The sequence below is a fragment of the Polaromonas sp. P3_C2 genome, assembly GCF_056402675.1.
The window spans coordinates 1-10,487 of record NZ_JBFUGX010000063.1 but is presented as its reverse complement, the minus strand read 5'-3'; the positions used below and the strand labels follow the sequence as shown (position 1 = coordinate 10,487).

Annotated in this window: 6 protein-coding genes; 2 read left to right on the top strand and 4 right to left on the bottom strand. The window is 65.1% G+C overall.

The genetic code is table 11. The features are described 5' to 3' along the window. Positions 1–162: 162 nt before the first annotated feature. From AC1DWI_RS04710 to AC1DWI_RS04695, 4 genes are all read right to left on the bottom strand, one after another. Positions 163–1,533, bottom strand: coding sequence for a TIGR03862 family flavoprotein (locus AC1DWI_RS04710; RefSeq protein WP_477724450.1), 1,371 nt, complete (start codon positions 1,531–1,533; stop codon positions 163–165). 287 nt (positions 1,534–1,820) lie between these two features. Continuing rightward, a complete protein-coding gene (locus AC1DWI_RS04705) occupies positions 1,821–2,453 on the bottom strand; it encodes a hypothetical protein (RefSeq protein WP_457278648.1) in 633 nt (210 codons plus the stop codon). 58 nt (positions 2,454–2,511) lie between these two features. Next, positions 2,512–5,814 carry a UvrD-helicase domain-containing protein gene (locus AC1DWI_RS04700; protein WP_477670881.1) on the bottom strand — a complete coding sequence of 1,101 codons (3,303 nt, stop codon included), beginning with the start codon at positions 5,812–5,814 and terminating at the stop codon, positions 2,512–2,514. Beyond that, on the bottom strand, positions 5,811–8,408 hold the full coding sequence (locus AC1DWI_RS04695) for a PD-(D/E)XK nuclease family protein (RefSeq protein ID WP_477670882.1): 2,598 nt from the start codon (positions 8,406–8,408) through the stop codon (positions 5,811–5,813). The genes AC1DWI_RS04700 and AC1DWI_RS04695 overlap by 4 nt, the downstream gene beginning before the upstream one ends. 179 nt (positions 8,409–8,587) lie before the next feature. Between AC1DWI_RS04695 and trxA the strand changes: the two genes are divergently transcribed. Together trxA and rho are read left to right on the top strand one after the other, a co-directional pair. Further along, the gene (trxA, locus tag AC1DWI_RS04690; protein ID WP_077594529.1) at positions 8,588–8,920 is read left to right on the top strand and encodes a thioredoxin TrxA; all 333 of its coding nucleotides are present in this window, start codon (positions 8,588–8,590) and stop codon (positions 8,918–8,920) included. Positions 8,921–9,164: 244 nt separating this feature from the next. Further along, complete coding sequence (gene rho / locus AC1DWI_RS04685) at positions 9,165–10,427, top strand: transcription termination factor Rho (RefSeq protein WP_348050341.1); 1,263 nt, start codon at positions 9,165–9,167, stop codon at positions 10,425–10,427. Positions 10,428–10,487: the final 60 nt, after the last annotated feature.

The window sequence follows — 10,487 nt, the reverse complement described above, 5'->3', positions numbered from 1 at the left end:
GAACAGGTCTTCACCTTCGTAGGTCACGCGGTATTCGTACTGGGTCTTGTCAAAAGAGTCGATGTTAAAACGGACGATCATGGCGGCTCCTCTCGCGCAACTGCGAATGGTTCAAAAAAAATGCTACAAAATCAATAGCTGCTTGCGCCCGACCCTATTGGTCTACAGGCCAAAATGACTCAAAACGCCCTGCCCGGCAACGCGCCCGCCAGCAAAGCAGGCCGTGAGCAGATAGCCGCCCGTGGGGGCTTCCCAGTCCAGCATTTCACCGGCGCAGAACACGGGCTGGGGCACTGCAGCCGCAGCACCCAGCTGTAGCTGTGCACTCAGGCCCTCAAACATCACGCCGCCCGCGGTGCTGATGGCTTCATCCATCGGCCTGGCCGCAGTAACGCGCACCGGCAGCGCCTTGATGCCGGCGGCCAGGCGCACCGGATCGGCAATCGCGTCCTTGCCCAGCAGTTCGTACAACATCGCGGCCTTGATGCCATCCAGGTTCAGGCGGCTCTTGAGGTGACTGGACAGCGAGCGTGAGCCGCGCGGGTGGCGCACCTCCACCAGCACCTGCTCGGCGGTCTTGGCGGGCAGCAAATCGAGCAGGAAGGTGGCGCTGCCGTGTTCAGCAATCTCGTCACGCAGCAAGGAGGAAGCGGCATAGATCAGGCTGCCTTCGACACCGGTGGCAGTGGCGACAAACTCGCCCTTGCGGCTGAAGCTGCGGCCATGTGAATCGGTGAAGCTGATGGCCACGGACTTGAAGGGCTGGCCGGCAAAACGGCTGGCKAAATGCTCTGTCCAGCCGATGTGCGGCTGTGGACTTTTACCTATGAGTTCCTGCAGGAATTCGCGGCGGGTCTCGCCGGCGTCGGCTGCCGCCTCTTCAAGCTGCGCCGGACTGTCCGCGCGTGCGGCCACGTCGAAGCCGCAGTTGGACGGCTGCAGCGGTGCCACCGCCACGCCGCGCTCAGCCAGCAGCGGCGCCCAGGCACCATCAGAGCCCAGCCGCGCCCAGCTGCCGCCGCCCAAAGCCAGCACCACGGCGTCAGCGTGTGCCAGCACCTCGCCGGTGGGCGTTGAGAACTTCAGCGCGCCGTCATCGGCCCAGCCCAGCCAGCGGTGCCGCATGGAAAACTGCACGCCGGCCAGGCGAAGGCGGTGCAGCCACGCGCGCAGCAGCGGCGCAGCCTTCATGTCTTTGGGGAACACGCGGCCCGAGCTGCCGATAAAGGTTTCCACGCCCAGCGCTTCAGCCCAGGCACGCAGCTCGGCCGGGCCGAACGCGGCCAGCAACGGCGTCAGCTGCGCAGCGCGCTCGCCATAGCGGCTCAGAAAAGCCTCGGGTGCTTCGGAATGCGTGAGGTTGAGCCCGCCCTTGCCGGCCAGCAAAAACTTGCGCCCCACCGAAGGCATGGCGTCGTACACCTCGACCTTCACGGCCGCACCGGCAGCGGCCAGCACCTCGGCGGCCATCAGGCCGGCGGGTCCGCCGCCTATGACGGCAATACGCAGGGGGCCGACAGGCGGCGGTTTCACGGGAGAGGCTGAATCGTTCAAAAGGTGTTCCGTCTGCTCGCGGAGGCGAGGTATGGTGAGATGGGAGAAATCAAGGCCAAACAGCAGCCGCTTTCCTGAAAGGCATCAAAGATAGCGCTTCGCAGGCGAATGTGTTTGCTCTGTTTTTGATAGCTGCTTGCGCCCGATCCGATTGGCCTGCAGGGCTAAATCGCTTAAAAACAGGGGCCAGGTACAGGTTTGGCGCCGATTGGCGGCATGCGCCAATTATCACAGGCCGCACTTGCCGGCCTGCGCGGCGCATTGCATTACATGGGCGGCGCAAAACCATCGCGGCCGACGATGACACGCAGCGCGGTCGGCTTGCCGGCTTTTTCCTGCGCCGTGATCATCACCTTGGCACCCGGCACCAGCAAGGCGTTTTCGTCGGCCTTGCCGGGCTTGAAGGACACCACCGGCACATCCGGCGGAACAATCACGGTTTTCTCGCCGTCCTTGTAGCGCAACGTGAGCTTTTGCCCGCCGGGCACCGACGTTGGCGCCGCGGCCAGGTCGGCCACGGTAGCGTTGGTCATGGTGCTGTCGGGCCGCAAATCCCAGGGGCGGTGGCCTTCACCGGCGCCGCGCGCTGCTTCGGGGAACACCAGCACCTCCAGCGCCAGCTGGCTGCCGTCGGGCTGCGGCATGCCGGCGGTGCCGATGTAGCTGCCGGGCTTGATGTCGGCGAGCGACAGCGGGTACACCTCGGACACGTCCATCTCGGCCGGGCGCACCAGCGTGATCACTTCGCCGCTGCGTTCCCTGATGGTGAGGCTGGTCGCATCGACTTTTTCAATCGTCGCGCGCAGGCGCACCGTGGGGTTAGTCGGTGCCGGGGTTTGGGCCCATGCCAGTGGCAGGACGGCCAGGAAGGTTAGCGAGGCGGCAAGTTGCTTGAACATGGTTGTCTCTTTCTTCAGGTCGGCGAATAACATGGGGTAGAGCGCGGGCTGTGTGAGATCAATCCAGCTCGACAACAGTTCCCCGCCCCGTCAGGAAAGCTGCTTTCACCGGCGCGCCGGGGTAAATCAGCTGCACCGCCGCACGGTAGTCCTGCAGCTGCGCCACCAGCGCGGGCTGCAGCTCCGGCGCCACGGCGGATTTGTAGTCGAGCACCCACCAGTGGCCTTCGTGGCCGGCGTCCTTGCGCTGCACCAGGCGGTCCAGCCGCAAGTCTTTCCCGGCGTAGACAAGGCCGACTTCGTTGCCTTGCCAGGCCACGGCTTGCGGGCTCCAGGCCCAGGCGCCCTCACCCGCCAGAATGCGCCCGGCCAGGCCGGCGGCCTCGGCTGCCTGTGCAGGGCTCAGGCGAAACTCGCGCGCCGCCGCCTTGATCTGAGGGTCTGACAACGCACCACCCCACTCCAGCAGGCGGTGCATGGCCTTGCCGATGCGGGCCTTGAGCGAATCTTCATCAACGCGCACCGCAGCAGGCTCGGAAATCGTCATGACCTCGGGCAGTTCAGGCAACTCGGGCAGGTAGAACACGCCCGCGTCGGCCGCATCGAGATGGGCGGCTGCGGACTCATCCGCGACCGGCGCAGGCAGTTCGCCCACCAGTGCGTGCAGGCGCTGCCACCAGCTCTCAGTCGTCACGCGGTGCGGCTCGATGGAGGAAATCACCAGCGTACGGCGGGCGCGCGTCAGCGCTACATACAGGGCGTTGAGTTCTTCGCGCTTGCGGGCCGCCTGCTCGCTCGCCAATGTGTCGGCAGCGCAGGCGGGCGGGCGGCTTTCGCTAACCAGGAAGACGAACTTGCGCGGCTCCGTCGCCTCGCCGGGCCAGTCGACCAGCACGCCCATGCTGTCGGCATTGCGCTCGACGGTGTCGGTGTCCAGCAGCAGCACGGCTTCGGCTTCAAGGCCTTTGGCGCCGTGGATGGTCAGCAGCCGAACGGCCTCGCTGCTGACGGCTGCCGGCGCCTGCGTGCCCCCGGCCTTGAGGGCGCGCACAAAACCGTAGGGCGTGGCATAACGCCCACCGTCCAGCGCCAGCGACACACCCAGCAGCGCGCGCAGGTTGGCCAGCACCGCGCTGCGCTGGGCCGCCGGGGCGGCAGCGCCAAAACGCGCCAGCACGTCGCCGTCGTCGTAAATGCCCTGCAGCGCATCATGCGGCGGCAAGCGGTCCAGCCAGCTCTTCCACTTGGTCAAAACAGGCCCCAGCCCTTTCAGGCCAGGCGCAAGCAGCTCCTCTTTTTGTAGCAGGCTGTACCACGGCTGGTGGTGCTCGCGCTGCAGCAGCGCCAGTTGCACCAGGCAATCGTCAGCCAGCCCGAACAGCGGCGAACGCAGCGCACGTGCCAGCGAGAGGTCGTGCTGCGGCGACACCAGCACGTCGAGCAGCGCCACCACGTCCAGCACTTCGCAGCAGTCGATCAGCTCGGTTTTCTCGCCCACCTGCGCGGGAATGTGCAGCGCGCGTAGCTCGTCCTGCAGCGGCAGCAGGCCTGCGCGTTTGCGCGAGAGGACCATCACGTCCTGGGGGCGCAGTCCGGCGGCGACCTGTTCGGATATCCATGCGGCGGCCTGCCGGGCCTCGCGCGTGCGCAGGGTCTCCTCGGGCAATTCGCGCGGCGTGGTCAGGCTGTCGCGCCAGCCGGCGGCCAGCGGCGAGACCTCTTCTTCGTCCTTGTTGCGTGCAATGGGCGGAAGCCGGCCCACAGCGCCGGCCCGGCCAGAGGCCGTGGTGTGTTCGCGGAAACCGTCGTACCCGTCGGTTTCGCGCGCCGTGGCCATGGCCGAATTGACGATGTCGATCACCGCCTCGGCGTTGCGCCGGGTGTGGTCGCAGCTGAGCAAGTCACCGCCCAGGCCGTGCACCACAAAAGCCTGCGCGGCACGAAACACCTGCGGCTCGGCGCGGCGGAAGCGGTAAATGCTTTGTTTGGGGTCGCCCACCAGGAACACGCTGGGCGCCGTGCCCGCACCCGAGTAGCCGATGAGCCAGGCATACAGAGCCTGCCACTGCAGCGGGTTGGTGTCCTGGAACTCGTCAATCATCAGATGCCGGATGCGCGCGTCCAGCCGCTCCTGCACCCAGCCCGACAGCACGGGGTCGGCCAGCATCAGCAGCGCGGCCCTCTCAACGTCATTCATGTCGACCCAGCCGCGGTCACGCTTCAAGGCGGTGAACTGGGCGATCAGCACGCGCGTCAGGCGCGCCATGCGCTGCTGGTACAGCCAGGCGTCATGCTGCTGGCGGGCCGCCACCACACGCAGCACCAGGTCTTGCGCAATGCGCACCTGTTCGATGCCGACAATTTTTTCGCCGAACTTGCGCGGCGTGCCCTTTTCGGTCAATAGGGCCGCAATGGCCGCCGGGAAGTCTCCGGCCGTCAACGCCTGCTCCAGTTCCACGCCTTTGGCCGAAAAAGTCGGCGCGCTCGCGCGGCCCAGCGCGATGGCGGCGTCCCTCAAGGTTTGYCGGTGAAAACGGTTGGTGCTGAGCAGCTCTTCGGGTTCATCAAGGCCGCCAAATTCAGTGAACTGTGCACTGAAGGCTTGTACCGAGGCGTCGATCACGCCTTTTTCATCAGCCAGCGTGAACTCGGTGCGCTTGTCGAGCGCGGCTTGCAAGGCCTTGTCGGCCTGGAAACGCCCATACGCCAGCACCACCGCCTCAAAGTCAGCCTTGAGTGACGCGTCAACCGCGACGGCCGCATAAAACCGCCGCCACACCAGCGCGCGTGCCGGCGCATCGTCTTCCAGCAGCTCGTAGTTCACCGGCAGCTCCAGGCGCTGCAGCACCGCTACTGGCGCGCTGCGCAGCAGGGCTGCAAACCAGCTGTGAAAGGTGCGTATCTGCACCGAGCGGCCGCTGGCCAGAATGGAGCGGTATAAATTTGATAGCTGCTCGCGCACGTTCTGCGCGGCTTTCAGGCCTTTTTGGCTTGAAAAATCRACCCTGACGCCGCGCATTTCGAGTTCGCGCTGCAGGGTCTCATCGTCGGCGTGGGCAAAGGCCTTGAGCCAGTCGTCCAGGCGCTCTCGCATTTCGCCGGCGGCTTTTTTGGTGAAGGTGATGGCCAGGATTTCATGCGGCAAGACCTGCTGCCCCGGTGCGGCCGTGGCGCCGTCCAGCAAGGCCCGAACGATGCGTGACACCAGCATCCAGGTTTTGCCGGCGCCRGCACAGGCTTCCACCGCCACGCTGCGCCGCGGGTCGCAGGCGATGGCGTAGAAGGCATCGGCGGAGAGCGGCTCGCCGTTGCATTCGTAGGCCGCGGCGTGAGCGATCAAGGTGTTAGCCGGCGGGGTCATACGCCCTCCTCCCCTGCCGTGGCTTCCTCGTCCAGGCTCCAGAAATCCTTGCGGCAGAGGCCGCGGGCCGCGCAATAGTCGCAGGCCTTGCCCTCCCCTAATGCCGGCAGCGCCGCCCCGCGCGAGATGCGCGCCATGTCGGTCAAGATGCTGTCGATGAGCTCGTCGCGCAAGCCGACGATCTCGGCTTGCTCATAGGTCTTGGTCGGCTCTTTTTCGCCGAGGTTGACGTAGGCCGCGGCCAGCGTGTCGTCGCTCATCAGGGCGGCATAAAAGGCAAGCTGGGTGTCTTCCTGGCCGTTCTTGATGCGTTCGGCCGTGGTCGTGCGCGGCTCGGTCTTGTAGTCGATCACCAGGGCGTGCCCGTCAGGCTGGCGATCAACGCGGTCGAGCTGGCCGAGCAGCGTGAGCGTGCCGACAGGCACTTCGCGCCAGACTTCGGCTTCGTCGAAGACCGCGCCGGTGGCTTCGTGGTCGGCCAGCCATTTCAGGTAGCCCTCGCGCACGCCGGGCCAGGCCGCGGCAAAAGGCAAAAACTCGCTGTCGCTGAGCGCCAGCTCTTGCGTGGCGCGCTCCGCTGCTATGTTTAGCATAGCTACCCGCGCTGATAGATCGGGGGTTGGTGCCGCTTTGAGTGCCTCATGGAAATGCCGCAGCAGGCTGTGCAGCCAGTTGCCGAAGTCGCGCTTGCCCAACTCGCTTTCGAGCTCTTCGGGCTCCTGCAGCCTAAGCTGACGCAGCGCAAAAAAGCGGTAGGGGCAACGCCGCAGGTCTTCATAGGCGCTGGCTGAAAGCCGGATGACGGGCAAGGCCTCGCCGGTCGGGAAGGGATACGGCGTCGGCTGGGTTGCCACGGCACGCAGGCTGCGGGGGTCGGTGGCCATGCGCTGTACTGCTTCCTCGTCCTGGTCCAGCAGCAGCTCCTGCACAAAGCCGCTGGGGATCAGGTGTTCGCCGGATTCACTGGTGCGCCAGAGCACATCGAGATGCGGCATGTGCAGGGCATAGTGCCAGGCCTGGCGCTGGGCAGCGGCAAGCACTTCCCGCGACGGCAGGCCCAGCAGCTCGCGTTGGCCGGGCGTCCAGGGACCGGGAGGTTCTGGTGACACCGGCAGGCGGATTTCATCGCAGCCGGGCAGCACCACGGCCTGCATGGGGCGGCCCAGCAGCTGCGGCAGCGGCAGTATGACCACCTGCTCCGCGGGCGGATGCGCCGGGGAAAACTTGCCGCCCTCCAGCGCCTGATTGGCCCACTGCGTGAAGTCATGCAGCCGCATCACCGGCGATGCTTCGAATTCGGTCTCGGCGCCTTCGTGCAGGCGCAGCACGTCCAGCACCGTCTGCCCGGCTTCGTCCTGCGCCAGTGCGTCCCACTGCCCCGCCGACTGCAAAAGGGTGCGCAGGTCGCGCAGCCACATCGCCAGCGGGCGGGCACGGCTGAAAGGGCTGCGCAATGCGTTCACCTCGCGCGCCAACGGGCCTGTTGCCGCAAAGGCTGGCGGCAAGATGGCGTCTTCCGCAAAGTCCGGCAGGTCGCGCCAGGCGCGCACGCCGGTCTTGCGCAACTCAGTCTCGGCGGCGGTGACCAGCGCGGCGTCAAACGCCGGTGCGTTTTTCAGCCAGTCCAGCACGGCATCCGTCGACGCGTCCCAGGGCATGGCGCGCAGCAGGCTCATCAGAGCGGCGGCGGCGCGAGTGGTTGAAAGCTTCCAGCCGGTTTCATCGCGCATGGCGATGCCGCGCTCAGCGAGCATGGCGCCGACACGGCGTGTGAGTTGCCGGTCCTGCGCAATCAGCGCAACCGGGCTGCGGCCTTGCGCCAGATGCGCCAGCACGCAGGCGGCGGCGCGGCCCGCTTCGTCTTCGGCGTCTTGCGCAATGTGCAGCGCGGGCGGTGCCGAGGGCTCTTCGAGTGAGACGCACAGCGGGATGGAAACCGACCGGTCGCCGAAGTGCGCCTTGAGGGCCTCGGTAAGCGGGTCGGCCTGAAAGCCTTCCAGCACGGCGAGCAGCTGAGGTTTCGCCTGGAAAAGGCGGTCCGTGGGATAGGCGGACGCCGCCGCCCAGGCCAGCGCAATGCGCCCCACGGCAGCTTCGAGGGCCAGCACCGGCGAATCCAGGCCTGCTCCCAGCGTTAGCGCCAAGCGCTCGCTCCAGGCGCGGCGAGCGGCCGGCACGACGGCTGCGGCCACACCGGCCAGGCTCCACGCCGCTTCAACCAGCCGGCCCGCCAGCGCATCCTGCTGGGCGCCCAGGCCCGCGCGGCCCAGCAGCGATGCGGCTGTGAGCATGTCGACCGCCACATCCATGCGCAAATCGTCGCCTGAAGGCACATACAAGCCGAGCGTGCCGCCCAGGCCGCTGGCCCAGTTCATGGTGGTTTCAAAGCGGGGAACAAAAAATGTCTCGCCTGCCTGCGCAGCCCAGGCGCGGCGCGCCTGCTGGATCAGCTGGGCATAGGGCAGCAGCACCACGGCTTCTGCGGGATGGACGCCGCGCGCCTGCATCGCTTCTGCAAGCCGGCCCATGGCCTGGTGCCAGCACAGCGCATCAGGCGCGGACCATGCGGCATCAGAGGTTGGAACGGGTGGCATACAGAGGTTGGGGAAAAGAGGTTGGCAAGAAAGAAATGGGGCCGGAAGCCGCAAATTGAATAATCTCTATCGGCGCCATAGCCCCCGCGCGCCCGACCCGGCCACTTGCTTTCTGCCACAATGACTACAACTTTAGCCGTACCGTATCGTAACCATCCTAAMCAGACAAAGGAGCCGCCATGGCGAGCGAACTGATCAAACATACCACCGATGCCACYTTCGAAGCCGACGTGCTGCAAGCCTCCAAACCCGTGCTGGTGGACTACTGGGCTGAATGGTGCGGTCCGTGCAAGATGATCGCGCCGATTCTGGACGAAGTGGCCACCGGTTACGACGGCCGCCTGCAGATCGCCAAGATGAACGTCGACGAAAACCGCGACATTCCCGCCAAGTTCGGTATCCGCGGCATCCCCACCCTGATGCTGTTCAAGGACGGCCAGCTGGCCGCCACCAAGGTCGGCGCCATGAGCAAGGCCCAGCTGACCGCCTTCATTGACCAGCAACTGGCCTGAGGTTTTTCGCGCTGGAAGGGAAGCACGGCGCACCGCCGCTTCCCGACCGGCGCAGGTCCCCCGGCCGCTGGYCGGACGCAGGAAAAATGCCTTGATTTCCTGCATGAATTTCCTGTCATAATGTGCTTTATTCACCAGACGGCACTCGCTGCCTGGTTCGAGTTCCCGGTTTGTAAGCCATCTTCTGCGGCTTCTTTTCAAACCTCCCCCGTTTCCATCAATGAACTCCGCAAGGAGTAACTCCATGCACTTAAACGAACTCAAGGCACTGCACGTGTCTGAAGTCCTCAAGCAGGCCGAAGCCCTTGAGATCGAAAACGTCGGCCGTATGCGCAAGCAGGAGCTGATGTTCGCCATCATCAAAAAACGTGCAAAAACCGGTGAGACCATCGTGGCCGACGGCGTGCTGGAAGTGCTGCCCGACGGTTTCGGTTTCCTCCGTGCTCCGGATTCAAGCTACACGGCCAGCACCGACGACATCTACATCAGCCCCAGCCAGATTCGCCGCTTCAACCTGCACACCGGCGACATGATTGAAGGCGAAGTGCGCACCCCCAAGGATGGCGAGCGCTACTTTGCCCTGAACAAGCTCGACAAGGTCAACGACGGCCTGCCTGAAGACAACAAGCACAAGGTCATGTTCGAGAACTTGACCCCGCTGTTCCCACGCGAGCAGTTCAAGCTCGAACGCGACATCAAGGGCGAAGAGAACCTGACCAGCCGCATCATCGACATCGTCGCGCCTATCGGCAAAGGCCAGCGCGCCCTGCTGGTCGCACCGCCCAAGTCCGGCAAGACCGTGATGATGCAGAACATCGCCCACGCCATTACCGCCAACTACCCTGAAGTGGTCATGATGGTGCTGCTGGTGGACGAGCGCCCTGAAGAAGTGACCGAAATGCAGCGCAGCGTGCGCGGCGAAGTGATCTCCTCCACTTTTGACGAACCCGCCGCACGCCACGTGCATGTGGCCGAAATGGTGATCGAACGCGCCAAGCGCCTGGTTGAACTCGGCAAGGACGTCGTTATCCTGCTGGACTCCATCACCCGCCTGGCCCGCGCCTACAACAACGTGTTGCCTTCATCGGGCAAAGTGCTGACCGGCGGTGTGGACGCCAACGCACTGCAGCGCCCCAAGCGCTTCTTCGGTGCGGCCCGCAATATTGAAGAAGGCGGCAGCCTGACCATCATCGGCACCGCGCTGGTAGACACCGGCAGCCGCATGGACGAAGTGATCTTTGAAGAATTCAAGGGCACCGGCAACTGCGAAATCCACCTGGACCGCCGCCTGTACGAAAAACGCGTGTTCCCGGCAATTCACCTCAACCGCAGCGGCACCCGCAAGGAAGAGCTGTTACTTGCACCCGAAATTCTCCAAAAGTCGCGAATTTTGCGTCAATTCATGTACAACATGGATGAAATCGAATCCATGGAGCTGATGCTCAAGAACATGAAAGCGACGAAGAACAACCACGAATTCTTCGACATGATGAGGCGGGGCGGCTAGAACGTGGCCCCCACGGTCGCTCACTTCGTGTAGCTTCCTGCCCCCCGAGGGGGCCGCCCG